Source organism: Pseudomonas sp. NFACC37-1 (assembly GCF_900101575.1).
Taxonomy (GTDB): Bacteria; Pseudomonadota; Gammaproteobacteria; order Pseudomonadales; family Pseudomonadaceae; genus Aquipseudomonas; species Aquipseudomonas fluorescens_AA.
In genome coordinates this window covers 280,212-306,914 of sequence record NZ_FMUZ01000002.1, presented here as the reverse complement: position 1 = coordinate 306,914, position 26,703 = coordinate 280,212, and the positions used below count along the sequence as shown (strand labels likewise).

The window sequence follows — 26,703 nt, the reverse complement described above, 5'->3', positions numbered from 1 at the left end:
CACAGAGTTGACTCCAGACTTGATCGGTACATCCAACGAAGTTGAACAAGTCCTCCCCCCCGTTTCCCAGTAAACTCTCCTTCTTTTAGCCGCCCTTCTCTTCATCGCGGCCACCATCTGTTTTCTGGAGTTTGCCTTGCGTCTGTTTCACACCTCCGACTGGCACCTGGGGCAAAACCTGCACGGTCAGGAACGGGATTTCGAACACGCCTGTTTCCTCGACTGGCTGCTGCGTCAGCTGACCCACGAAAAACCCGACGTGCTGCTGATCGCCGGCGACATCTTCGACACCGTCAACCCGCCGGTCAAAGCCCAGGAGCGGCTCTACGACTTCATCGTCAGCGCCCATGAGCAAAACGCCAACCTGACCATCGTGATGATCGCCGGCAACCATGACTCCGGCTCGCGAATCGAGCTACCTGCACCGCTGATGCGCCGCTTGCGCACCCACGCCTTGGGCCGGGTGCTGTGGCTGGACGACGGCCAACTGGACGTCGAACGCCTGTTGTTGCCATTGCCCGATGCCAAGGGCAAGGTCAAGGCGTGGTGCCTGGCCCTGCCGTTCCTGCGTCCCGCCGAAGTCACCGGCGCGCAACTGGGCGACGACTACCTGCGGGGTATCGGCCAGGTGCATGAGTGGCTGATCGCCGCGGCCAACAGCAAGCGCAAGAAAGGCCAGGCGCTGATTGCCATCAGTCATGCGCACATGGCCGGCGGTTCGGTGTCCGAGGACTCCGAGCGCAGCCTGATCATCGGCAACGCCGAGGCCCTGCCCGCCAGCCTGTTCGGCCCGAGCATCAGCTATGTCGCCCTCGGCCACTTGCACAAACCGCAGAAGGTCAACGGCGAAGAGCGCATCCGCTACAGCGGCTCGCCGATCCCGCTGTCATTCTCGGAAATTGGCTACCAGCATCAGATTCTCGACATCACCCTGGACGGCGAAACCCTGGTCAAGGTCGAGCCGCGCCTGATTCCCCGGGCCGTCAACCTGCAACGCCTGGGCCCGGCTCCCCTGGCCGATATCCTTGGGCAACTCAAGGAGCTGCCCGACATCGACCTGCTGGCCGACATCCAGCGCCAACCCTGGCTGGAAGTGCGGGTGCGCCTCGACGAACCGCAGCCGGACCTGCGCCACCAGGTCGAAACCGCACTGCAAGGCAAGGCCGTGCGCCTGGTACGGATCGCCGCCGAGTACGCCGGCAACGGTGGCGCCGGCAGTGCCGATGACGGCAGCGCGCTGGTGGAACTGGATCAACTCAGCCCGCAGGAACTGTTCAGCCGCGCCTGGCAGGACACCTATGGCAACGAAGTGGATGAACAGACCCTCAAGGACTTTGCCGTGCTGTTGCAAGACGTGCAGATGGAGAGCGAGCAACCATGAAGATCCTCGCGATCCGCCTGAAAAACCTGGCGTCCCTGGCCGGGCCGTTTGAAATCGATTTCACCGCAGAACCCTTGGCCAGCGCCGGCCTGTTCGCCATTACCGGCCCAACCGGCGCCGGCAAGAGCACGCTGCTCGACGCCTTGTGCCTGGCGCTGTTCGGCGCTGTGCCGCGCCTCAACAATACCGGGCGCGATGCCAAGGTGCCGGACGTCGATGGCGAGATTGCCACGGGCGATCCGCGCACGCTGCTGCGCCGTGGCACCGGCGATGGCTTTGCCGAAGTGGATTTTCGCGGCATCGACGGGCGCCGCTACCGGGCCCGCTGGGAAGCCAATCGCGCCCGGGAAAAGGCCGGCGGCAAATTACAAGCCAGCCGCCAGAGCCTGCGGGACCTGGACAACGATCAACTGTTGGCGAGCCAGAAAGGCGAATACAAGACCCAGCTCGAAGCCGCCCTGGGGCTGAACTTCGAGCAGTTCACCCGTGCCGTGTTGCTGGCCCAGAGCGAGTTCAGCGCGTTCCTCAAGGCCGACGACAACGACCGCAGCGAACTGCTGGAAAAACTCACCGACACCGCCCTGTATACCCGCCTCGGCCGCCGCGCCTTCGACAAAGCCAAGCAAGCCAAGGAAAACCACAAACAGCTGCAGGACCAGGCCACCGGTGTCACCCCGCTGGCCCCCGAAGCCCGGGCCGAGCTCGACCAGCGCTTCAACGACGCCCAGCAACAACTCAAGGCCCAACAGGCGCAACTCAAGCAACTGGAGCAGCAACACACCTGGCTGCGTGACCTGCGCCAATTGCAGGATGAACACGCCAGCGCCGCCGAACAGCTGCAACAGGCCCAGGCCGATTGGCACGTCCTGGCCGACGAACGCCTGAAACTGACCCGCCTGGAACAACTGGCGCCCCAGCGCCATCAGTTCATCCGCCAGGCGGAGCTGAGCCGACAACTTGACCCCTTGGCCGCGCAGATCCAGCAGCTCACCCAGCAACAAATCGACCTGCACCAACAGCAAGCCGAACTGGAAAAGGGCCTGGGCGTCACGCAACTGGCATTGGCCGCGGCCCGGCAACAAAGCAGCGACAACGCGCCGTTATTGCGCCAGGCTTTCGAGGAACAAAGCACCCTCGCCCGCCTCGTCAGGGACGCCAGCCAGGCCGCCGAGCATCAGGACCAGGCGCAACAGGCCTGCACCGAAGGCCAGCGCGCCATCGACACCTTGCTCGAACAGCAAAAACAAGTGGCCGAGCGCTTGCAGCGAATCGCCGGCGAGCTTGAACAAAGCACACACCTGGCACCGCTGAGCGACGCCTGGAACGCCTATCGCGATCGCCTCCAACAACTGATGCTGATCGGCAATCGCCTGAACCAGGGCCAGGCCGAACTCTCCATGCTGGAGCAAGGCGCCGCCCGTGCCGCCGAGGAACTGGCCAGCCGACGACAAGACCTCGAGGTGCTGTACAAGGAAGCCGGCGCCGAGCCGGAGGCCGTGGCTGAACAGATCCAATTGCTCGGCACCCTGCTGCAAGACAACCGCAAGCAACTGCGTGCCTTCGAAGACCTGACCCGGCTGTGGGCCAGTCAGCAAGAGCTGGATAAACGGGGTGCCGAGCTCGAGCAACGCCAACAACAGGCGTTGCAGGAACGTGACCGCCTGGTGCGTAAGGGCGGCGAAGCCAAGGCCGAGCTGACCATCGCCGAACAGACCCTGACCGTGACCCGCGAACTGCTGGAGCGCCAGCGCCTGGCCCGCAGCGAAAGCGTCGAACAGCTGCGCGCACAGTTGCAGGACGAGCAGCCCTGCCCGGTGTGTGGCAGCGTCGAGCATCCTTATCATCAGCCCGAAGCCCTGCTGGAAAACCTCGGACGCTTCGATGAAGCCGAAGAGGCCAACGCCCGCAAAGCCGTCGAGCGACTCAATGAAACAGTCATCGACCTGCGGGCGCAATACAGCGGGGTCATTGCCCAGCTCAAGGAACTCAAGCAACAACAGGAACAGCTTGCCAGCCAGCAACAGAGCCTGGCCCCCAGCCTGGAAGCCCACCCGTTGTCAGCGCAACTGCTGGCCCAGGATGCGAGCAAGCGCGACGCCTGGCTGACCCAACAGAACAGCCAATTGCACCTGCGCATCGGCCAGGACGAACAACGCCAAGCCGCCCTGCTGACCCTGCAGCAGGACGCCGCACGCATGGGCCAGCGCTTGCGCGAGGCCGAAACGGCCAGCCAGCAGGCGTCACACCACCTAGGCAACCAGCAACAAGCACTGGCCCGCGACCGCCAGCGCCTGGACGAGGAACTGAACCACTTCAGCACCCTGCTGCCGGCGGACACCTTGCAGGCCTTGCGCAACGAGCCCGCCGCGACCTTCCTGCAGCTCGACCAACAGATTGCCCAACGCCTGGAACAACTGGAACAGCAGCGCGACGAACTGGACGAACAACGCCAGCGCCAGCAGACCCTGGAGAAAGAGCAGGACCGCCAGCAAACCCGCGCCCAGCAACTGGAAGCGGCCCGCCTGCAATTCAGCGCCCTGAGCGAGCAACAGCTGGCCTGCCAGGAGAAACTCGCGCAACTGCTCGGCGAGCACCTCAGCGCCGAACAATGGCAACAACAACTCGACCAGCGCCTGGAACAGACCCGGGAGGCCGAGGCGACGGCCAATCAGCAGTTGCAGCAAGTGCGCAACAGCCTTGTGCAACTGGCCGCCGAACTCAAGGCCCGCCAGGAACAGGCGCAGTCCCTGGACCACGAACTTCAGGCGTTGACCACAGGTATCGCGCAGTGGCGCACCGGCCATCCTGAACTGGACGATGCTGCCCTCGAAGCGCTGCTCAGCCTGGACGAGCAACACCTCGGTCAGTTGCGCCAGCGCTTGCTCAACAGCGAAAAAGCCATCGAACAGGCCAGCGTATTGCTCACCGAACGCGAGCAGCGCCTGCACAACCACCAGGCCCAGCACAACGGCAACCTGGCGCCCGAGCGACTCGCCGAAGCCCTCGCCGAACTGCAAACTCAATTCGCCGTCAGCGAACAGCGTTGTGCCGAACTGCGTGCCGAACAGGCCGAGGACCAGCGCCGGCAGAACGCCAACCAAGCCCTGGCCCAGCAAATCGAACAGGCCTACGCCGAATACCAGCGCTGGGCACGCCTCGATGCCCTGATCGGTTCGGCTACCGGCGACCGCTTCCGCAAGCTGGCCCAGGCCTACAACCTCGACTTGCTGGTGCATCACGCCAATGCCCAACTGCGGCAACTGGTGCGCCGCTATCGGCTCAAGCGTGGCGGCAGCATGCTCGGTCTGCTGGTGATGGACACGGAAATGGGGGATGAACTGCGCTCGGTGCATTCGTTGTCCGGCGGCGAAACCTTCCTGGTCTCCCTCGCCCTGGCCTTGGGCCTGGCCTCGATGGCGTCCAGCACATTGAAGATCGAATCGCTGTTCATCGACGAAGGCTTCGGCAGCCTCGATCCCGAATCGCTGCAACTGGCGATGGACGCCCTCGACGGCTTGCAGGCCCAAGGCCGCAAGGTCGCGGTGATTTCCCACGTGCAGGAAATGCACGAGCGGATCCCGGTGCAGATCCAAGTGCGACGCCAGGGCAACGGGTTGAGCACGGTGGAAGTGAAATGAGCCGCGCCACGCTCTATTCCTTCCGCCGCTGCCCCTACGCGATGCGGGCGCGCATGGCCTTGCGCTACAGCGCGGTCGACATGGCGATTGTCGAAGTCAGCCTGAAAGCCAAGCCAGACGAGATGCTCGCCCTCTCCAGCAAAGGCACGGTGCCGGTGCTGCAGGTCGATGGCCGGGTGATCGATGAAAGCCTGGAGATCATGAACTGGGCCTTGGCCCAGCACGACCCGCAAGACTGGAGGCTACTGGACGACCCCGAAGGCCAGGCATTGACGGCGGCGTTGATCGAGGAAAACGACCAGGTGTTCAAGTTGCACTTGAATCGCTACAAGTACCCCGAGCGCTACCCCGAGCACCCGAAGGAGCATTACCGCAGCCAGGGCGAAGACTTTCTGCGCCGCCTGGAGGTACTGCTAGAAACCCGACCGTTTCTGGCAGCTGAGCACCAGAGCCTGGCAGACGTGGCAGTGATGCCCTTCATACGGCAATTCGCCCACGTCGACCGCGACTGGTTTGCCCAGGTGCCCTATCCCCGGCTACAGGATTGGTTGCAGAGGTTCCTGGCGTCCGAGCTGTTTGTGGCGATCATGGCCAAGTAACGCCCTGCACAAAACCCTTGTGGCGAGGGGATTTATCCCCGCTGGGCTGCGCAGCAGCCCCAAAGCGACCAACTCGCTGTGTCAGGTTGATCAGGTTGCCTTTGAGGGGGCTGCTGCGCAGCCCAACGGGGATAAATCCCCTCGCCACAAAAGCAACCAGCCCCTGCCCCTATCAATCGTGCAGAAAACTCAGCAATCGCTCACGCGCCACTTCCAACTCACCAGTATCCGGTTGGGCCGCCGAGACAATCGGCGTGGAGTAGAGAAACAGCAACATCACTGCCAGACGCATTGCCATGGTGTCGATCCTTGTCCGCAAAGGAGTCAATTTGTCAGCGTCAAATTTAAACACATGGCCAAGTGATATTACAGCTGGATTTTTCCAGAAACGGCGAAGCCTGCGATCTTTTCTCTTTCACCCGGTGTTCAGTGAAGATGAAAAGATCGCAGGCTTCAGGCGTTGCGCGAGATTTCAGTGTTGGGTCTTGTGGTCCAGCGCCGCATAGAAGTTGGCGCTTTGTTGCAGGTATTTCTCGGTGTAGCTCTGGGTACGGTTTTTCTTGTCACTGATCTCCACATTGGCACTGGCGGGCAGCGCCACGGTGGCAGAGATGGCGGAAGCGGCGATCACGGAGAAAAGATTCAGATTCATGGCGGTAGACCTCGGATTCAGTTGGCTGACTTGCCCGGTTGGGCCGTGGAGCAAACTTACGCGCCGAGGCGTCTCGCTTTGAAATGCTTTGTAGTACTAGCGAATATCAGTCTCGTTGATACAACGGCGCAGGCCTTGAAAAACAAGGCCTGCGGTCTATTGACGCAGCATGAACTTCAAGTCGCTCGGCGCATCCATCGGCATTTTCTGCACGGTTTTACCCAGCAGGCCGGTCTTCGGATCGCGCTCGACCACCACGATCTGGTTGCTCTTCTGATTGGCAATCAGCAGGAATTTCCCGCTCGGGTCGAGGCTGAACTCCCGCGGATGATCGCCTTCGACCGAGCGCCGCTGCAGCTCTTTGAGCGTGCCCGCAGCCGGGTCAATGGCGAACACCAGCACTTCATTGGTGGTGCCACGGTTACTGACGTAGAGGAACTTGCCGTCCCTGGAAGCATGCAGCGCAGCCGCCGCCCTGCCCGGCTGGGGTTTGCCGGCGGCCAGGTCGACCAGTTGGCGCTGGGTCAGGCGGCCGTCCTGGTAATCGAACACCGCCACTTGCGCGGTCATTTCCATGGTCAGCCAGGCGTGCTTGCCGTCAGCGCTGAACAGCAGGTGACGCGGTCCGCTGCCGGGTGGCAATTGCACGAAGGCCGGCTCGGCGGCAGTCAGCGGCAGCTCGGGATTGGCCTTGGGGTCGTAGCGGTAGATGAACACCTTGTCCGCCCCCAGGTCGTTGGCGAACACGTACTTGCCATCGGGCGACGAGACCGCCGAGTGCACGTGGGCCGACATCTGCCGCTCGGGATTGACCCGGCTCGGTTGATGGCTGCTCAACTGCACCACCGGCGACAGCTTGCCGTCGGCGCCCACCGGCAATACCGCCAGGGTGCCGCCCGGGTCTTCCACGACCGAATAGTTGCTGACCAGCAGATGCCGGCCATCGCCGCTGAGGCTGGAATGGGTCGGCTCGTTGCCCAGGGACTGCACTTGATTGATCAGGCTCAGTTCATGGGTCTTCGGGTCAATGGCGTAGCTGCTGACCTTGCCCACCGGGTCTTTCTGGCCCGGCCCGTTTTCATTGACCACGAACAGCCGGGTCATGTCCTTGGAAAGGGTCAGCCACGACGGGTTGTCCGTCTTGATCACTTGCAAGGGATTGGCGTCGATCTGGCCGGTACGGCTGTCGAACTGCAACCGGTAGATACCCTGGCTCTGGCCGGCGGTGTAGGACCCCACCAGCAGTTGATGACGCTCTTCGGTGTCCGCCTGGACGCCCATGGCGCCCAGGCTGCTGGCCATCAACAGCGGCCAGAGACTACGCATTTTCATCTTCGTCGTCCTCATCGTCGTGGCCGCTGGTGGCGTCCACGCATTCCAGACGGTGGTCACCGGAATCACTGGTGATGATCCAGTGATTCGAAGCCTTGTCGAACGTTGCGGCCTGCATTTGCGCCAGCGTGAAACGCCAGCGCTCGAGGGTACGGCCGTTCATGCACTCGACGTGCAGTTGGTCCTGCTCGTCGAGCTCAAAATTGAATGCGTGCAGCCCGTCGATAATCAGCATGTCGCAGGAGTCGAGGGCAAGCAGCAGGGGGTCGGTTACGGCAGTCATGGTGATCAGTCGGTCTTTGGGAAAGTAGCCATGATAACCCAATGGGCGAGTGGACCTTGGGCCATCACTTCAGAAGCGATGTTGACCGGGCGATCGCCATCGCGAGCAAGCTCGCTCCCACAATTAGGATTTCAGTGAATACAGATCTTGTGTTCACAAAAAATCCAGTGTGGGAGCGAGCTTGCTCGCGATGGCGGCAGTCCATCAAACCTCAATGCAACTGCCCCTCCGCGATCAGAGCGCCTCGCGCCCCGGCACCCCATCCACCAACCGCAGGATCCCCAGCGGGTTGGCGTTTTTCAGCGGTTCCGGCAGCAGGCTGTCGGGATAGTTCTGGAAGCACACCGGGCGCAGGAAGCGATCGATCGCCAATGTGCCCACCGAGGTACCCCGGGCATCGGACGTCGCCGGGTAAGGCCCGCCGTGGACCATCGAATCACACACCTCGACCCCGGTCGGATAACCGTTGAGCAGGATGCGGCCGACCTTCTGTTCCAGGAGCGGTGTCAATTCGCTGAACCGTTCGAAATCCGCCGGCTCGCCAATCATCGTCGCGGTCAGTTGGCCGTGCAGGCCGTTCAGCGCGGCGGTCAGTTGCACCTGGTCCGCCACTTCGACAAACACCGTGGTCGGGCCGAACACCTCTTCTTGCAGCGCCTCGTCACCGTTGATCAGCAGGCTGGCATCAGCCTTGAACAGCTGCGGCTGGGCCTGGTTGCCCTGCTGCTCGCGCCCGGCCAGGTGCTCGATGCCCGGGTGAGCGAGCAATTTCTGCAGGCCCTTGCCGTAGCTTTGCAGCGTGCCGGCGTTGAGCATGGTCTGGGGCGCCTGGTCGCCGATCAGCGCGGCCACTTGCTGAGTGAAGGCAGTGAACTGCGGCGAACGAATGCCGATCACCAGGCCCGGATTGGTACAGAACTGACCGCAGCCCTGCACCACCGAGGCGGTCAAGTCGCGAGCGACGCTCTCGGCGCGGGTTTCCAGGGCTTGCGGCAACACGATCACCGGGTTGATGCTCGACATTTCGGCGAACACCGGAATCGGCTGCGGCCGTGCGGCCGCCATGTCGCACAGGGCACGCCCGCCCTTGAGAGAACCGGTGAAACCCACGGCCTGGATCGCCGGATGCTTGACCAGCCATTCGCCGACACCACCGCCGTAGATCATGTTGAACACGCCAGCCGGCATCGCGGTTTTTTCCGCCGCGCGAATGATCGCATCGGCCACGTGCTCGGCGGTCGCCATGTGGCCGCTGTGGGCCTTGAACACCACTGGGCAACCGGCGGCCAGGGCCGACGCCGTGTCGCCACCGGCGGTGGAGAATGCCAGGGGGAAGTTACTGGCGCCGAACACCGCCACCGGCCCCAGGCCGATGCGGTACTGCCGCAGGTCCGGACGCGGTAACGGCGTGCGTTCCGGCAAGGCGCGGTCGATGCGCGCACCGTAGAAATCGCCTCGACGCAAGACCTTGGCGAACAGGCGCATCTGGCCGCTGGTGCGACCGCGCTCGCCCTGGATCCGCGCCGCCGGCAGCGCGGTTTCACGGCAGACCACGGCCACGAATTCATCGCCCAAGGCGTCCAGTTCATCGGCAATGGCCTCGAGGAACTCGGCCCGGCGCACCGCGCTCAGGCTCCGGTAGGCCGGATAAGCCGCAGCCGCAGCCTTGGCGGCCGCATCGACTTCTTCGGCCGTGGCCTGGATGAAATCATGGGGCAAGGCCTCGCCAGTGCTGGCGTCGACGCTTTGCAGGCGGGTCTGGCCGGCCGCGCTGCGCGCCCCGCCGATGTAGTTGTGGCCAAGGATCTGGTTCATCGCAAGTCTCCTTTAAAGTGTGCCGATAGTACCCGGGTTGAACACCGCGTCTACCGGGGCAATGCCGTTGACCAGCGGCGCGCCGAATTCAGCCTGGCTGATTTCGAACACATCCCCTGGCTGGGTGCGGATGCCGTCGGCGAACGACAGGGTCGCGGTACCGAAGAAGTGAACGTGCACATCCCCCGGGCGCAGGAACTGACTGTACTTGAAGTGGTGGAACTCCAGGTTCTCGAGGCTGTGGCACATGTTCGCCTCGCCGCTGAGGAACTCGTTCTGCCACAGCACTTCGCCATTGCGCAGGATACGACTGGTCCCGGACAGATGTTGAGGCAGTTCACCGACGCGAAGTTCCGGGCCAAAACTGCAACTGCGCAATTTCGAGTGGGCCAGGTACAGGTAATTCTTGCGCTCCATCACGTGGTCGGAAAACTCGTTGCCCACGGCGAAGCCCAGGCGATAGGGCTTGCCGTCGTGGCCGATGACATACAGGCCGCTGATTTCCGGCTCTTCGCCGGCGTCTTCGGCGAAGGGTGGCAGCGGGAACGGATGGCCCGGGCGGACCACGATGCTGCCGTCGCCCTTGTAGAACCATTCCGGTTGCACGCCGGCCTGCCCGGCCTGGGGTTTACCGCCCTCCACGCCCCACTTGAAGATGCGCATGGTGTCGGTCATGGCCGCTTCGTCACCGGCCTGCTGGTGCATCTTGTCCCGGGCCGAGGCGCTGCCCAGGTGGGTCAAGCCGGTACCGCTGACCAACAGGTGCGCCGGGTCCGGGTGGTCCAGCGGTGGCAGGATACGCAAATCACCGAGCAACCGGGCGTAGTCATGACTCGCCCCCAGGCCCAGGCTGCCGACCTGCTGCTCCAGCTTCACACCTGCCTCGATGGCCGCCAGCGCCAGCTCGCGCACGGTGCCGGCGCCCTGCACTTCGCGCACCTGATCGCCCTCGACCACACCGACGCGGCGTTCGCCGTTACTCAATTCGAACTGAACTAAACGCATATCTTTCTCCTTGTAAGCAAAACTTGAATAGGCGTAGCAGGCTTTTGTGGCGAGGGGATAAATCCCCTCGCCACAAAAGCTCGCTCCCACAGTAGCCTCAGGTACGCGTCGCCCCACGGGCGCTGGCGGCGAACTGATCCGCCGGCAGCACATGCTTGCGCTCCAGCAGGCGATACACCACGCCGGTCAACACCAGGCCGAACACCATCACACCGGACAGGAAGTACAGCCCCGAAGCCAGGTTGCCGGTGTACTCCTTCAGCGCACCGATCACGAACGGCCCGATGTAACCGCCCAGGTTGCCCACCGAGTTGATCAGCGCAATACCCGCCGCCGCACTGGCGCCGGCAAAGAAACGCCCTGGCAAGGTCCAGAACACCGCCGTGCAGGAAAACAGCGCGAAGGCCACCAGGCACAGCGCCGCCAGTTGCAACATCGGCACCGACAACCAGGCGCTGAGGAACAAACCGATGGCGCCCAATACATAGAGCACGGCCAGATGACCGTAACGATCATTCAAGCGATCGGAGCTGCGGGGAATGATCAGCAGGCCGACGATGCCGAAGATGTACGGCACCGACGAGACGAAACCAGTCACCAGGTCACTGCCCCCGAACTGCTTGATCAGCGTCGGCAGCCACAGACCCAGACCGTAGATGCTCAGGGTCACCGGCAGGTAGAACAGCGCCAGCAACAGGACGCGCTTGTCCTTCAGGGCATGCAGCGGATTGCCGTGGCGGGTCTGGCCGTATTCCTGCAGGTCTTTTTTCAGCTCACCAGTCAGCCAGTCCTTCTCGGCCTGGTCCATCCATTTCACTTGTTGCGGACCATCCGGCAGGTAACGCAGCACCGGCCAGGTCAACAGCACCGCCGGCAGGCCGATGACGATGAACAGCCACTGCCAGCCGTGCAGGCCGAGGATCCCGTCCATCCCCAGCAAGCCGCCGGACACGGGGCCGGTGATCATCATTGCGATAGGTTGGGACAGAATGAACAGGCCCAGGATCTTGCCGCGATGGCGCACCGGGAACCACTGGGTGATGTAGTACAGCACGCCCGGGAAGAACCCGGCTTCGGCCGCACCCAGCAGAAAGCGCATCACATAGAAGCTATGCGGGCCCTGCACGAACGCCATGCCGATGGTGATGGCGCCCCAGGTGATCATGATCCGGGCAAACCAGCGCCGGGCACCGAAGCGCTCCAGCATCAGGTTGCTGGGAATCTCCAGCAAGAAGTAACCAATGAAAAACAGCCCGGCACCCAGGCCGTAGGCGGCGTCGCCAATACCGATGTCGGCGCCCATGTGCAGCTTGGCGAAGCCCACCGCGGAGCGGTCCACGTAGGCGATCAGGTACAGCAGGATCAGGAAGGGAATCAGTTTCAGCGTAATGCGACGAATAAGCCGCAATTCCTGGCTCATGGGACCGGTCTCCGATTGTTGTTGTTATGGAACCTCGGGGGATTTCTCTCGCGAATGACCGCCAGGACAACCCCTCCGTTGAATCGGACTATATAGTAATACTATTTACCCAACAACACTTCCAAAGCGCGCAATTTGCGCTTATGTTACGCTCAAGCTCGAACAATATAGTCATACAATAAGAGAATCGATCATGTCTGATAAGAAACCCTCCCTGCGCTCGGCCCAATGGTTTGGCACCGCCGACAAAAACGGCTTCATGTACCGCAGCTGGATGAAAAATCAGGGCATCGCCGACCATCAGTTCCACGGCAAGCCGATCATCGGCATCTGCAACACCTGGTCGGAGCTGACGCCGTGCAACGCGCACTTCCGGCAGATCGCCGAGCACGTCAAGCGCGGCGTGATCGAAGCCGGGGGCTTCCCGGTGGAATTCCCGGTGTTCTCCAACGGCGAATCGAACCTGCGCCCCACCGCCATGCTGACCCGCAACCTGGCGAGCATGGACGTGGAAGAAGCGATTCGCGGCAACCCGATTGACGGCGTCGTGCTGCTCACCGGTTGCGACAAGACCACCCCTGCGTTGCTGATGGGCGCCGCCAGTTGCGACGTCCCGGCCATCGTCGTCACCGGCGGGCCGATGCTCAACGGCAAGCACAAAGGCCAGGACATTGGCTCCGGCACCGTGGTCTGGCAATTGAGCGAGCAGGTCAAGGCCGGCACCATCACCATTGACGATTTCCTCGCGGCCGAGGGCGGCATGTCCCGTTCGGCCGGTACCTGCAACACCATGGGCACGGCCTCGACCATGGCCTGCATGGCCGAAGCCCTCGGCACCTCCCTGCCCCACAACGCGGCGATTCCGGCCGTGGATGCACGGCGTTATGTGCTGGCCCATATGTCCGGCATGCGCGCCGTGGAAATGGTCCGTGAAGACCTCAAGCTGTCGAAGATCCTGACCAAGGAAGCCTTCGAAAACGCCATCCGGGTCAACGCGGCCATTGGCGGCTCCACCAATGCGGTGATCCACCTCAAGGCCATTGCCGGGCGCATCGGCGTGCAGCTGGACCTGGACGACTGGACCCGCATCGGTCGCGGCATGCCGACCATCGTCGACCTGCAGCCGTCCGGGCGCTTCCTGATGGAAGAGTTCTACTATGCCGGCGGCCTGCCCGCAGTACTGCGGCGTCTCGGCGAAGCCAACCTGATCCCCAACCCGAATGCCCTGACCGTCAACGGCAAGAGCATCGGCGAGAACACCAAGGACGCACCGATCTACGGCCAGGATGAAGTCATCCGCACCCTGGACAACCCGATCCGCGCCGATGGCGGTATCTGCGTGCTGCGCGGCAACCTGGCGCCATTGGGAGCGGTGCTCAAGCCGTCCGCCGCCACCGCCGAACTGATGCAGCATCGCGGTCGCGCCGTGGTGTTCGAGAACTTCGACGAGTACAAGGCCCGGATCAACGATCCGGAACTGGATGTGGACGCCAGCTCGATCCTGGTGATGAAGAACTGCGGGCCCAAGGGTTATCCGGGCATGGCCGAAGTGGGCAACATGGGCTTGCCCGCCAAGCTGCTGGCCCAGGGCGTGACGGACATGGTGCGGATTTCCGATGCGCGCATGAGCGGCACCGCCTACGGCACCGTGGTGCTGCACGTGGCACCGGAAGCAGCGGCCGGCGGACCTCTGGCGGCGGTGAAAGAAGGCGACTGGATCGAGCTCGACTGTGCCAGCGGCCGCCTGCACCTGGACATCCCGGACGCCGAACTCGCCGCACGCCTGGCCGACATCGCTCCCCCGCAGCAACTGCTGGTGGGCGGCTACCGCCAGCTTTACATCGACCATGTGCTGCAAGCGGACCAGGGTTGTGACTTCGACTTCCTGGTGGGCTGCCGCGGCGCCGAAGTACCACGCCACTCCCACTGAAGCCATCCATCCCCCTGTGGGAGCGAGCTTGCTCGCGATGGCGGTGTGACAGCCAACTTAGATGTTGAATGTTCAACCGCTATCGCGAGCAAGCTCGCTCCCACAGTAGGTCGGCGTCAGCATTGAATCGCACTAGCGACCCGCCATCGCCGCGCCTGCTATCATGCGCAACACTCCCCTCCCACAGGATCGCGCCGCGCCCCATGGATTACCGCAAACCCTCCGACCGCAAGAGCATGCATGCGCGCATCGTCCAGGAACTGGGCATGCAGATCGTTTCCGGGCGCTTCAAACCGGACGATAAACTGCCCGCCGAAGCCTTGTTGTGCGAAGAGTATGCGGTCAGCCGCCCGGTGCTGCGCGAAGCCACGCGGGTGCTGGTCGCCAAGGGCCTGGTGTATTCGCGTCCGCGCGTGGGTACGGTGGTCAAGGCCCGGCGGGAATGGCACATGCTCGACCCGGATGTGCTGCATTGGCTGATGCAGAGCAGCCCGCAGAATGAATTCTTCAACCTGCTGACCAGCGTGCGCAGCATCATCGAGCCGGCCGCCGCCGCCCTCGCCGCCCAGTTCGCCGACGAGGCCGACATCGCCGCCATCCGCGAAGCCTACCAACGCATGGAAGCAGCCCCGACCCCCGAGGCCGTGCTGCAACCGGACCTGGACTTCCACAGCCGCATCGCCGACGCCACCCACAACGACCTGCTCGCCAACCTGTGCAACATGTTGTCGGTGGCCATCGCCGAAGCCCTCAAGCACTCCAACCAGCGGCCCAACCTGCATGAGCTGGCGATGCCACGGCACAAGGCGATCCTCACCGCCATCGAGAACCGCGATGCCCTCGGTGCCCGCCACGCCACCCTGGTGCAACTGGACGATGCCCGTAGCGCGCTGAACGTCGTGCTGGGCAACGACCCCGCCTGATAAGGTCCGACTTGTGGGAGCAAAGCTTGCTCGCGACAGTGGACTGGAGTGCGCCCCATCGCGAGCAAGCTTTGCTCCCACAGGGTCGTGGCTTGACTGAGCAGCTTTGCTCCTACGAGGCTTGGCTTGACTGACTGACCAGCATTATTCTCAGCGGGTGGTATTTATGTACCACCCGCACCGAACCGAGAAGTCGATACTTTTCTCGCCGTCATCCCGACGGCCATGTTTTGTGAAAAGGACTTCTCATGACCGCTCCCTCCCCCGCAGACTCCATCCCCGCGTTGACGCAAAGTGTCAGCCTGCAATTCGCCAGCCATCCGACCTTCGAACAGATTGCGCAACGCATGCTCGAACAAGCGATCAAGCGAACACACCCCTGGCTGGACATCGACCTCTCCACTGTCCAATTGGCGACTCCGGACGCCGCCGGACGCGCCTGGCAATTCCAGCCGTTCATGCCCGTGGTGCTCGATCACCTGGCCGTTGGCACACCCGTGGATTTCAGCCCACGGGGCAACCTGGATTGTTTTCTCTCCGACACCCCACCGCACCGGCTCCGGGCAGGCAACCAGGAAGTGGACATCCAGGTCATCAAGAACTCGCTGCTGGAACTGGCCTGGAGCGTACCGCTCGGGCTGGAGGATGCGCTGGTCCGTTATTGGGGCGACGACATTGACGCAACCGGTGCGAACAGCCACGGCAATCGCTGGCGCTGGCTCAGCGATGTGCTGAGGAACATGCTGAGTATCCGCGGGCTGCAACAGCCCGGGCTCGCTGACACGGCCCGCGAAACCCTTGACCAGGTCGTCCGTTGGCCGGACCGGGAGCGACGCTTTCGTCTCGACCGACAGGCGCCTGTGTACGCCTACAACCTGGAAACCCGAATCACCCGGGGCACCACCAGCAGCGTACTGGTCGGCAGCGAGATCCTCCTGGTCCGCGCCACGAAAGGGGCCACCGACGTCCTGCTGTGCAGTCCCGGCAGCGCCGTGCAATCCTTTGCTTCCCTGGAAGCCTTCAATCGGTATTGGGGCGCATCGATCGCCAGCCGCTACACCGTCGACACCGTCACCTGCCAGCGCTACGAGATAAGCGGCGACGTCTTCGAGAGCCAGGCGGCGATGCTGCTGGAGCAACAACTGGCCGACCTGAAGGCTGTGCAACTGCCCGCCGGGATCGACCTGCAAAGCCTGAAGAACCTCTACAACGACTTGAGCGACCCGGCTCGCTACCTGCTGGAAGCCCCGCGACTCTCGCCGCAAACCTCGGCACGCCTGGCTCCCTTGCTGCCCCGCTGGCTGAAAAAAAGCGCCATCGCCGACCAGACGACGCTCCAGCACTACAGCCTGGCCCTGGCCAGTGCCAAAAAGCGCCATCAGGGCCAAACCTTCCTCAGCGGCATCGAGGACATCAAGGCCTTTACCGCCAGCGCCTTGTCCAGCGCCATGAGGAAAACGAACGACAGCAGCCCGGGCAAGGTGCCATCGAGCCAATACCAACCCGACGATGTGCTCCTGAACTTCACCGTTTCCGCAGGCTACCCCGGGACCATCGGCCTCAGCGAGAAGCGACAGATGAGCCTGATCGAGCTGGCCATCCACAATCTCGTCGCCCGCCCCAGCGGCCACTTCACGCTCAGCCATCGCCTGGGCCTGACGCTGCCGACCTGGTTGACCCCGGACTTCGTTACCGCGCTGGTCGAACAGGTCGACATTGGCACGACCTATCCTCGCTACCTGCAACAGCACCTGCTCGGTGACTCGCCCCAGGCAAAGAACCGCCAACGGATGTTCGCCGAACAGATCCCTGCGCAACTGGCCCTTGATGCGCTGAAACAGCGGCTGGACAACGAAAACGGCATGACCCTGCAAGGCTTGCGCCTGCTGGAATCCGTTCTCCAACCTGACGCGGCGAGCCAACAGGTCAACGGTCGCCCGGTGGTCATTCGTCACCTGGGTTTGATGCGCAAGCCCCAGGCCCAGCCCGATACCGTGACCAACATGTTCCTTATCGAAGCGCAGGACACCACGGTCGGCCCGCACCTGCTGTATCGGCCGCTTTACGCCCCTGCGCTGCAAGAGTTCCCGACACGGGAGGCGCTGTTTCAGGCCATTGCCGCGGCCGGGGACCTGCAGAATAGCGTCCTGACCTGGCTGTCCGACGCCGCTCGCCCGGTGTACGCCAACGGCGGTTTCCTGGAGCCACACATCGTGCGGTTCTTTCCCGGTGATGAGTTCAGTGCTCCCGACAAACCCGCCCCGGCCACACTCGCCACGCAGGACACCCATGGCGAACTGCTGCAAGCGCTGCACAACGGCGAGCTGATGCAGTACCTCTATGGCTGCAATGCCCAGGCCCTGGTCGCCCAGGCCGACCGGAACTCGGTGTCCAATCGCGAGAGCCGCTGGGCCGTGTTGCTCCAGGGCGGCAGCCTGTTGTTCAACACATTGCTGCTCCCTTTATTGCGCGGCCCGGTCATGACCACTGTCTGGCTATGGAACCTGATGGCCAGTGCCCAACAGGACATTCCAGCCCTGATCAGCGAGGACCCGGTGGCACGGGAGCTGGCCGCCGTCGACCTGCTCGTCAACCTGGCCATGCTGGTGAGCCAACTGCCCATCGGTCATGCGCCGGTCACCCGTGCGGCGGTGCCCGAATCGCTGAAGAAGCAAGCCATGCTCCCCCCAGCACCACGGGCCATTGCCGAGCAGTGGCCCGTGCCGGCACCGCCCACCGTCGTGGAGGGAACCGTCGCCGTGCCTGGCGCCCACGCCGAAGCCGCCAGTAGACACCTGGACTTCAGTTTCGCCAGCGCCGGCCAGCGCCTGACATCGGAACAACGCACCCGGCTGCTGCGCTTGCAGGCATCGCGTCCTCCGGCAATGCCCGAACCCATCGGATATGGCCCGTACAAGGGTCTGTACGTGATCGACAAAAAATGGCACGCCGAGGTGGAAGACGTTCTGTATCAGGTCAACCCTGAAGCGGACGGCAGCGCGACCATCGTCGACCCGCTCGACCCCAGCCGGAACGGTCCACCGTTGAAAGCCGATGCCCAGGGCCGCTGGTCTCTGGATTTGCGTCTGCGCCTGCTGGGCGGTGCACCGCCCAAGCGGATGGATACACAGCGTCGTGCCAATCTGCAGCGCATCAAGGAATTGACCGACGAACTCAACCAATGGGCCACACAGGAAGCCGATCGACAAAAAGCCCTCGACGTTGCCCTTCAAGTGATGACAAGGCTCCAGGAAGGCAGCACTTACACCGAAGCGCAGCGGGAGCCGAAACGCAAAATATTCCATGACCTGCTCCAGGAGCAGACCGAAGTTTATTTGAAACTGGTGAAGAGTGCGTCCGAACGCGCCAGCCTGGGTATCGGGCTTACACCTAAGTACATGCGCGGACTCTTTGAAAACGTGATCAACAATGCCCGTAAGGCCGTCGTGGTCACCGAAATGGATTACATAGCCGCCAAGAACAGGGACCCCAGGTTTCGAGCAGAAAGCGATGTCCGGGAAGTCCTTACCCACCATATGCAGGACTACATCAAGTTCCTCGACCTCATGAGCGACATCAATGATCGAGCGATCTACTGGCTGGAACTCAAGGACGAATACCTTGAGCGCCTCTTGAACTTCGATGCCGATGGCGCCCAGGCGTTCGAACGCCTGACCAGGGACCGTCCGTTGAACGAAGGCAATGCCATCAGCCGCAAAGCCCTGCAACTTTCTACGCTTCCCATGCTGTCGATCAAAAATCCCCAATCGGACGTGCCCGCCGTCCTGCTTCGCATCGTCGTACCGCTGGGGGAACAAACGCGCTCCCACAGCGAGCTACGGCTGTATGAGCTGACGCCGCAGGAACAACTCGAAATCCTGACAAGCCTGACCGAGCGCTACGGCAAGACCCTGGATGCGCTGCAAGGGGTCAAGACCCTCTACCCCGACGATATCCACGAGTCCTATTTCGACAGGCTGGTCAAGTTGGTCGACAGTCTTTACCAGGAGGTGTCGGGCAAACTCGCCGCCGAAATCAAACCCGAGCCCAAACCACGCAAGCGCCCACCGAAACGCCCCAGACCAGCCGCTGCACACGCCCAGAAAAAGCTGATCAGGACCCGCCACAATGGCGTCTTGATTGGCGACCTGAAACCGGCCGGAACATCCTTGCCGATTGAAGTCGTCGAGCTGCGCTCGCAAGTCGATGACGAGATCCTCGCCACCTATTCCCGCCATGATGATGTCTGGGATGTCGTCGAAGTACGCCGCCCGGTCCCGGCACCCGAGACAAGATCGGTCAAGGCGATCAAGGCCGATGCGCGGAAACTGCTCGACGAGCTGGACGCACGCATGCATCGCGCTGAAAGCTACAAGAAACACTGCCGCCATCCTCAGGAAATCGAGGAGATCATGAACAATGAGGCGAGTCGGTTTCGCAAGCTTGCCGAGGAACTCGACCGGGCGTTCACCGCAGCGCAAACCCCGCTTACCCCGGCAGACCAGGGACTGATCCAACAGTTGTCAGACGCGGTATCCAGCCTGACCGCCAAGGGCAGTGCCCTGCGCACCGAATTGAGCCTGCAATTGCCGCCTACCGACGGCAACCTGCGGTTCCTGTTCGAAAAGAACCTGATACAAGTCGCACGACTCGGCGAACGCACGGCCTTGAAAGGAAGCCGCAAGGATTTCCTCGAGGAGTACGCCATCAACGACCGTAATGGCTCTCCCCTCTGGTATGCGCATTTTCACTACGAAACGGCTGACACACCGAAGGACAATTTCAGCGTCGCGCACCTGAAGACCAAGGAACAACGCAAGGAGCACTACCACTCACTGCTGGCCAAGGCCACCAGCCCTTATGCGGTGGTGAACGTGCATCGAGGACAGCTTGGCAAGTCGTTGGCGCAGAGCAAGTTCTTGCCGTTGGCGCCTTGATGGCCAACACCACAACCGATGGTTGTGGCGCCTACCCCTTGCTCCCGCCGGGCGGCGTGTAGGAGCTGCCGAAGGCTGCGATCTTTTGATCTTTCGCTTGAGATTCAAGTGTCTGGGGAAAGATCGCAGCCTCGTTGCACTCGACAGCTCCTACATTTCGCAAGCTCCCTCGCCACAGGTTCATTCCAGATGGCTGGGGTGGAAAACTTCAACAGCCTAGCCTCCACCAATCAATGGGCAAACAACGAATTGCCCTTCTGCCCCGCCAGTTTCTCCGGCTTGATCAGGAAGCGCGCCAGCGCCGGCAACAGCCACAGTGCACCGAACATGTTCCACAGCAGCATGAACGTCAGCATCAAGCCCATGTCGGCCTGGAACTTGATGGCCGAGAAGATCCAGGTGCAGACACCGATGGCCAGGCACAAACCGGTGAACAGCACCGCCTTGCCGGTGGACTTCAGCGTCTGGTAATAAGCCTCCTGCAACGGCAACCCGGCCCGCAGGAAGCTTTCCAGGCGACTGTAGATATAGATGCCGTAGTCGACGCCGATCCCGACGCCAAGCGCGACCACCGGCAGCGTCGCGACTTTCACACCGATGCCCATGAAGGCCATCAGGGCGTTACCCAGCACCGACGTCAGCACCAGCGGCAGTACAATGCACAGCGTCGCCGCCCAGGAACGGAAGGTGATCATGCACATGGTCGCCACGCAGATGTACACCAGGATCAGGATGGTCAGTTCCGATTCCTTGATCACTTCATTGGTGGCCGCCTCGATGCCAGCGTTACCGGCGGCGAGGATGAACTCCAGGCCATCGCGGTTGTTTTCCTTGGCGAAGTCCTGCACCGCCTTCACCGCGCGGTCCAGGGTCTCGGCCTTGTGGTCGTTGAGGAACACCAGCACCGGCGCCAGGGAACAGCTGTTGTTGTACAGGCCATCGGCCCGGGCGATGGAGTTGTTCAGCACATCAGGGTTGCGCGACAGGGTCTCCCATTTCAGGTTGCCCTCGTTCATGCCCTTGATCATCTGCTTGGACACGGTCACCAGGGAAATCGCCGACTGCACGCCCTCGGTGTTCTGCATCTTCCACATCAATTCGTCGATGGGGGCCATGGCTTCATAGCGCGAGCAACCTTCGGCCTTGGTCTTGACCATCACCACCAGTACATCGGAGCTGGTGGAGTAATTGCTGATGATGAAGTTGTTGTCCTGGTTGTAGCGCGAGTCCGGACGCAGTTCCGGCGCGCCCTGGTCCAGGTCGCCGATCTTCAGGTTCTGGCTGTACCAGAGGCCACCGCCAAAGGCGAGCACCGCCAGGGCAATGGACACCGGCGCGACCTTGGCGCTGGCGAAGTTCGACAGCAGGCGCCAGAACGGATGTTCGCGGGTCGCATCTTTCTTGCTGCGCTCGACCGCGCGCTTGCTGATGCCGGCGTAGGAGATCGCCACCGGCAGCAGGATCAGGTTGGTGAACACGATCACCGCCACGCCGATGGAGGCGCCGATGGCCAGTTCGCGGATCACGCCGATGTCGATGATCAGCAAGGTGATGAAGCCCACGGCGTCCGCCAGGATCGCGATCATCCCCGGCAGGAACAACTGGCGGAAGGTACGCCGCGCCGCCGTCAGGGCGTTGTCCGCCTCGCTGGACTGCAAGGCGATGCCATTGATTTTCTGCACCCCGTGGGAAATGCCGATGGCGAAGATCAGGAACGGCACCAGCATCGAGTACGGATCCAGGCCGAAACCGGCGGCGTGCATCAGCCCCAGTTGCCACACCACCGCCACCAGGGTGGTGGTCAACACCGCCACGGTGCTGCGCATGCAGTGAGTGAACCAGTACAACAGGACCAGGGTGATGACGAAGGCCACGCCGAAGAACAGCACCACCATGACCAGGCCATCGATCAGGTCACCGACTTTCTTGGCGAAACCGACGATATGGATCTGCACATTCGGGTTCTGGGCTTCGAACTTGTTGCGGATCTTGTCTTCAAGCTCGTGGGAAAACTTCCGATAGTCGAGGGCGAGCAATTTGCCCTGGTCCTGCGGATCGGGATAGGACTCCAGCAGCGGGATGTCGATAATGCTCGACTTGAAGTCGTTGGCCACCAGGCGCCCGACCTGGCCGGACTTGAGCACGTTGTTGCGCAGCAGGTCGAGGCTGTCGGCCGAGCCGTTGTAGCTCTGGGGGATCACCTCGCCGCCGGCGAAGCCCTCCTCCGTCACTTCGGTCCAACGCACGCTGGGGCTCCACAACGACTTGAGCCCGGAACGGTCGACACCGGAGATGTAGAAGACCTCGTCGTGGATCTGGCGCAGGGTCTCCATGTAGTCCTTGGAGAAGATGTCGCCATTGGTGGCTTCCACGGAAATGCGCACCGTGTTGCCCAGGTTCGCCAGGTCGTTGCGGTGTTCGAGCATCTTCTGGATGAAGGGGTGCTCGAGGGGGATCATTTTTTCGAAACTGGTGGAGGGGCGGATCAGCGTGGCCTGCCAGAACAGGAAGATGCTGACCAGCAGGCAAATGACGATCACTGCCGGGCGGTTGTTGAAAATCAGGCGCTCGAGGAACGTCGCCTTGTCTTGGTGATGACTGCTCATGGGGTCCGCCTTCTTGTTTTTATGCCCGTCTTGCAGGCCTGACTCATTTGCTCAGTTCGGCGCCGGTGGAAGTGGTGGCGCGCACGCCGCCTTGCCCTGCCAGGATCAGGTTGCCGTTGCCTGCCGCCGTGACGGCCGCCACGGAGATTCGGTCCGGACGGTTGAACACGCTGAAGGTTTCGCCGTCGTCGGTACTGCGCACCACGCTGCCGCCGTTGCCGACAATCACGATGGAACCGTCCGCCAGCAGCGTGGCGCCCGACAGGCCGAATTCCAGGCTGCCCCGGGCGGCCTTGAGCTCGACCTGCTCCCAGGTGCCGCCAAAATCGGTGGAACGGTACAGGTTGCCGCGCAAACCGTAGGCCAGCAGCGTCGAAGGCTGGGCGGTGCCGATGACCCCGAACAGCGAGCCTTCGTACGGGCCTTCGACCTTCTCCCAGGTCTGCCCACCATCGGCGGAGCGGAACATGCTGCCGGCCTCGCCGACAATGAACAACCCGGCGTCTTTCACGGCCGCGATCGCATTGAGGTGGAACTGGTCTTCGTTTTCGAGACGGTCGCTGGCGTCTTCCCAATGCTTGCCGCCGTCGGTGGTTTCCAGCAGCGCACCGTACGCACCCACGGCAAAACCGTTGCTGGCGTCCTTGAACCAGACGTCCAGCAGCGGCGCTTCACGGGTGAGGTCTTCGTATTGCTTGGTCCAGGTGCTGCCACCGTCGTCGCTGGCGAGGATCTGCGCGTCGTGCCCCACGGCCCAGCCGTGCTTGTCGTCGACGAAAAATACCGCGGTGAGCAGTTGGCGGGTCGGCACCTTGGCCTGGGTCCAGGACGTGCCCTGGTCGTCGGAATAGACAATGTGCCCACGATCACCGACCGCCACCAGGCGCTGGCCGGCATGGACCACATCGAGCATCAGGGTTTTGCTGGCCTTGGCCGACTCGACGGAATAGATGACATCGGACGTCGACGCCGCAACGGCCATCACCGGTGCCGACAACACCGCAGAGCCCAGCAGCGAGAGCGCCGAAGCCAGCAACGCGATTCTGCGCAGCATCGGCGGCCGGCAGCGGCCCACAGCCATGACAGGCTCATTCATAGACCTTTCCCCCATTATTATTGTTATGGCTTGGTACGTTGCCAGTCCTGGAGCATAGTCCTGAAACCTGCAATCTAGAGCCACTTCGGAAGCTGGTCTATCCTATCGGGCTTTCGAAAGGTCTGACAATCGACGCCGCGTTATCTTTTGTTAACCAGGGGGGGTGGCGCTGGGGGTGAATGGCGGGGTATTCGGTGGGGTGATAGCGAAGGCTGGCTAGGCCAGGGGATTACCTTTTTGATCGTTCCCACGCTCTGCGTGGGAATGCATCCCGTGACGCTGCGTCACCTTGCAGAAGCGGAACGCGGAGCGTCCCTGGCGGCGTTCCCACGCAGAGCGTGGGAACGATCATGTGGGGGCGAGCTTGCTCGCGATGGGAGCACCGCGGTCCGCCAGGCAGAGCGCGGCATCAAGGTCACGCCAGGCTCTTGCTCACCACCTCGAACACATCGGCCGACAGCCCGCCTGACGCCAGGATGCGTTCCAGTTCGCCTTTCATCAACGCCTGGCGGGCGCTGTCATATTTGCGCCAGCGGGTCAGTGGCGCCAACTGCCGCGAAGCGATCTGTGGGTTGAAGCCATTGAGCTGGATCACCAGGTCCGCCAGGAAGCGGTAACCCGAACCGTCGGCGGCGTGGAAGTTGATCAGGTTCTGCCCGGCGAACGCGCCGACCAGTGCCCGCACCTTGTTCGGGTTCTTGATATTGAACGCCGGGTGCTCCATCAGCGCCTTGACCCGCGCCAGGCCACCGGGCAACGGGCTGCCGGCCTGGACGCTGAACCATTGGTCCATGACCAGCGGATTGCCCTTGAAGTTTTCCGCGAACACCTCCAGGGCCTTGGCCTTCTCGGTCTCGAACGGCGAGTTGACCAGCACCGCCAGCGCGGTCAGGCGTTCGGTCATGTTGTCGGCGGTGTCGAACTGCTCCAGGGTCGCGCTCAGCACCTCAGGCTTGCCGGTGAGCATCAGGTACGACAGCGCGATGTTCTGCAATGCGCGGCGGGCGAAATGCTCGGCCTCGGCCACGTATGGCGTGCGTTTCGACAGGTCGCGATTGGCTTCATAACGCAGCCACAGCGCTTCGAACAGGTTCTCGGCCAACTGCTGGCGGGCGAACTCACGGGCGGCGTGGATCGCCTCGACGTCGGCCACTTCGCTGATTTCCGTCAGGTAGGCTTCGCTGGGCAGCGAGAGCATTTCCGAGACCATGGCCTGGTCCAGGGATTCATCCGACAACACAGCACGCAATGCACTGACCAGGCGCGGATCCAGCGTCAGGCTGGCGCCCTGCTGATGTTGGGCGATCAGTTCCTGCAACACCTGCACCGACAACTGCTGGCCGGCATCCCAGCGGTTGAAGCCGTCGCTGTCGTGCTGCATCAGGAACATCAATTGGTCGCGGTTGTACGGGAAGCTCAGCTTCACCGGCGCCGAGAAACCACGCAGCAACGATGGCAGGGGTTGTTCGGCGACGTCGACGAAGGTGAAGGTCTGCTCGGCCTCGGTCACCGAGATCACCCGGGACGTACCGTTTGCCGTCGCTTCACCGGCCAGGCGCAACGGGATTTCGGCGCCTTGGCTGTCCAGCAGGCCCAGTTCCACGGGAATCACGAACGGCAGCTTTTCCATCTTGTCCGGGGTTGGCGGGCAGCTCTGGCGGAAGGTCAGGCTGTAGGTCTTGGCAGCGGCGTCGTAAGACTCGCTCACCGCCAGCCGAGGTGTACCGGCCTGGCTGTACCAACGCTTGAACTGGGCCAGGTCGACGCCGTTGGCATCTTCCATGGCCTTGATGAAGTCGTCGCAGGTCACGGCCTGGCCGTCGTGACGTTCGAAGTACAGGTCACTGCCCTTGCGGAACCCCTCAGGCCCCAGCAGGGTGTGGATCATGCCGACCACTTCCGAGCCTTTTTCGTACACAGTCAGGGTGTAGAAGTTGGAGATCTCGATGAAGCTGTCCGGACGCACCGGGTGGGCCATGGGGCCGGCGTCTTCGGCGAACTGGTGGGTGCGCAGGTACGCCACGTCCTGGATGCGCTTGACGGTGGCGGAGTTCATGTCGGCGGAGAAGCCAGCATCGCGGAACACCGTGAAACCTTCCTTGAGCGACAGCTGGAACCAGTCGCGGCAGGTCACGCGGTTGCCCGACCAGTTATGGAAGTATTCGTGGGCCACGATCGCCTCGACCCGCTGGTGCGCGGCATCGGTGGCGGTTTCGGCGCGGGCCAGCACGGCGCTGGAGTTGAAAATATTAAGCCCCTTGTTCTCCATGGCGCCCATGTTGAAGTCGTTGACCGCGACAATCATGAAGATGTCCAGGTCGTACTCGCGCCCGTACACCTCTTCGTCCCAGCGCATCGACTTCTTCAGGCTGGTCATGGCGTGCTGGCATTTGTCGATGTTTTCCGGCTCGACGTAGATGCGCAGCGCCACGTTACGCTCGGTCATGGTGGTGAAGGTGTCTTCGACGCACCACAGGTCACCGGCCACCAGGGCAAACAGGTAGGCCGGTTTCTTGAACGGATCTTCCCAGGTCGCCCAGTGCCGGCCGTCTTCGCCGGGGCCACTGGCAATCGGGTTGCCGTTGGACAGCAGCACCGGATAGCTGTGCTGCTCGGCCACCACGGTGGTGGTGAACTTGCTCATCACATCCGGACGGTCGAGGTAATAGGTGATCTTGCGGAACCCTTCGGCCTCGCACTGGGTGCAGAACATGCTGCCGGATTTGTACAGCCCTTCCAGGGCGGTGTTGGTTTCCGGATGGATCCTGACGGTGGTGTCGACCGTAAAGGCTTGTGCCTTGGGGTGCACGGTCAGGTGATTGTCGTCCAGTTGATAGTCGCCCTGCCCCAGGTCGGCATCGTCGAGCTTGAGGGAGATCAATTCAAGATGCTGGCCATCGAGCACCAGCGGCGGCAGCCCGGCGCCGCGCTCGGGGTTGCGGCGCATCACTAGTTGCGCATGGACCAGGCTGTGGTCCTCGAACAACTCGAAGGTCAGGTGTGTTTCGTCGATCAGGTATTCGGGGGCCTGATAGTCCTTGAGGTAAATCATCTTCGGTTGTTCGGTGCGCATGGGTCGAATCCTT

The 26,703-nt window shown here is 62.5% G+C and carries 16 protein-coding genes; 6 read left to right on the top strand and 10 right to left on the bottom strand.

Annotation, left to right across the window (positions count from 1 at the left end; genetic code table 11):
• Positions 1-136 precede the first annotated feature (136 nt).
• Genes BLP82_RS03550 through BLP82_RS03540 form a run of 3 tightly spaced genes read left to right on the top strand, consistent with a single transcriptional unit; the run spans position 137 to position 5,618 of the window.
• Positions 137-1,381 carry an exonuclease SbcCD subunit D C-terminal domain-containing protein gene (locus BLP82_RS03550; RefSeq protein ID WP_092165397.1) on the top strand — a complete coding sequence of 415 codons (1,245 nt, stop codon included), beginning with the start codon at positions 137-139 and terminating at the stop codon, positions 1,379-1,381.
• The gene (locus BLP82_RS03545; protein WP_092165395.1) at positions 1,378-5,019 is read left to right on the top strand and encodes an AAA family ATPase; all 3,642 of its coding nucleotides are present in this window, start codon (positions 1,378-1,380) and stop codon (positions 5,017-5,019) included. The genes BLP82_RS03550 and BLP82_RS03545 overlap by 4 nt, the downstream gene beginning before the upstream one ends.
• Positions 5,016-5,618 carry a glutathione S-transferase gene (locus tag BLP82_RS03540; RefSeq protein WP_092165393.1) on the top strand — a complete coding sequence of 201 codons (603 nt, stop codon included), beginning with the start codon at positions 5,016-5,018 and terminating at the stop codon, positions 5,616-5,618. Before BLP82_RS03545 ends, BLP82_RS03540 begins: the two co-directional genes overlap by 4 nt.
• A gap of 172 nt (positions 5,619-5,790) precedes the next feature.
• Here BLP82_RS03540 and BLP82_RS31505 read toward each other — a convergent pair whose 3' ends face one another.
• From BLP82_RS31505 to BLP82_RS03510, 7 genes are all read right to left on the bottom strand, one after another.
• The gene (locus tag BLP82_RS31505; RefSeq protein WP_256573475.1) at positions 5,791-5,916 is read right to left on the bottom strand and encodes a hypothetical protein; all 126 of its coding nucleotides are present in this window, start codon (positions 5,914-5,916) and stop codon (positions 5,791-5,793) included.
• 174 nt (positions 5,917-6,090) lie between these two features.
• Complete coding sequence (locus BLP82_RS03535; protein WP_092165391.1) at positions 6,091-6,270, bottom strand: hypothetical protein; 180 nt, start codon at positions 6,268-6,270, stop codon at positions 6,091-6,093.
• A 156-nt stretch (positions 6,271-6,426) separates the two neighbouring features.
• Positions 6,427-7,602, bottom strand: a complete 1,176-nt coding sequence (locus BLP82_RS03530) for a lactonase family protein (RefSeq protein ID WP_092165389.1) — start codon at positions 7,600-7,602, stop codon at positions 6,427-6,429.
• Positions 7,589-7,885, bottom strand: a complete 297-nt coding sequence (locus BLP82_RS03525) for a DUF5629 family protein (RefSeq protein WP_170842262.1) — start codon at positions 7,883-7,885, stop codon at positions 7,589-7,591. The genes BLP82_RS03530 and BLP82_RS03525 overlap by 14 nt, the downstream gene beginning before the upstream one ends.
• 234 nt (positions 7,886-8,119) lie before the next feature.
• Positions 8,120-9,700, bottom strand: coding sequence for an aldehyde dehydrogenase (NADP(+)) (locus BLP82_RS03520; RefSeq protein WP_092165385.1), 1,581 nt, complete (start codon positions 9,698-9,700; stop codon positions 8,120-8,122).
• Between the two features lie 12 nt (positions 9,701-9,712).
• Positions 9,713-10,705: an AraD1 family protein gene (gene araD1 / locus BLP82_RS03515; protein ID WP_092165383.1), complete on the bottom strand. Its 993-nt coding sequence runs from the start codon at positions 10,703-10,705 to the stop codon at positions 9,713-9,715.
• A 97-nt stretch (positions 10,706-10,802) separates the two neighbouring features.
• Positions 10,803-12,125 carry an MFS transporter gene (locus BLP82_RS03510; RefSeq protein WP_092165381.1) on the bottom strand — a complete coding sequence of 441 codons (1,323 nt, stop codon included), beginning with the start codon at positions 12,123-12,125 and terminating at the stop codon, positions 10,803-10,805.
• 193 nt (positions 12,126-12,318) lie between these two features.
• On the opposite strand from BLP82_RS03510, the gene BLP82_RS03505 reads away from it, so the two are divergent.
• From BLP82_RS03505 to BLP82_RS03495, 3 genes are all read left to right on the top strand, one after another.
• Positions 12,319-14,055, top strand: coding sequence for an IlvD/Edd family dehydratase (locus tag BLP82_RS03505; RefSeq protein ID WP_092165380.1), 1,737 nt, complete (start codon positions 12,319-12,321; stop codon positions 14,053-14,055).
• A 203-nt stretch (positions 14,056-14,258) separates the two neighbouring features.
• A complete protein-coding gene (locus tag BLP82_RS03500; protein ID WP_060741988.1) occupies positions 14,259-14,978 on the top strand; it encodes a FadR/GntR family transcriptional regulator in 720 nt (239 codons plus the stop codon).
• Between the two features lie 248 nt (positions 14,979-15,226).
• A complete protein-coding gene (locus BLP82_RS03495) occupies positions 15,227-19,915 on the top strand; it encodes a dermonecrotic toxin domain-containing protein (protein WP_092165379.1) in 4,689 nt (1,562 codons plus the stop codon).
• Positions 19,916-20,145: 230 nt separating this feature from the next.
• Here BLP82_RS03495 and BLP82_RS03490 read toward each other — a convergent pair whose 3' ends face one another.
• The 3 genes from BLP82_RS03490 to pepN form a co-directional block, all read right to left on the bottom strand.
• Positions 20,146-22,521, bottom strand: coding sequence for an efflux RND transporter permease subunit (locus tag BLP82_RS03490; protein ID WP_092165378.1), 2,376 nt, complete (start codon positions 22,519-22,521; stop codon positions 20,146-20,148).
• Between the two features lie 43 nt (positions 22,522-22,564).
• Entirely contained in the window at positions 22,565-23,617 is a 1,053-nt protein-coding gene (locus BLP82_RS03485; RefSeq protein ID WP_092165377.1) for a WD40/YVTN/BNR-like repeat-containing protein, read from the bottom strand.
• Positions 23,618-24,032: 415 nt separating this feature from the next.
• Positions 24,033-26,690, bottom strand: a complete 2,658-nt coding sequence (gene pepN, locus BLP82_RS03480; RefSeq protein WP_092165376.1) for an aminopeptidase N — start codon at positions 26,688-26,690, stop codon at positions 24,033-24,035.
• Positions 26,691-26,703: the final 13 nt, after the last annotated feature.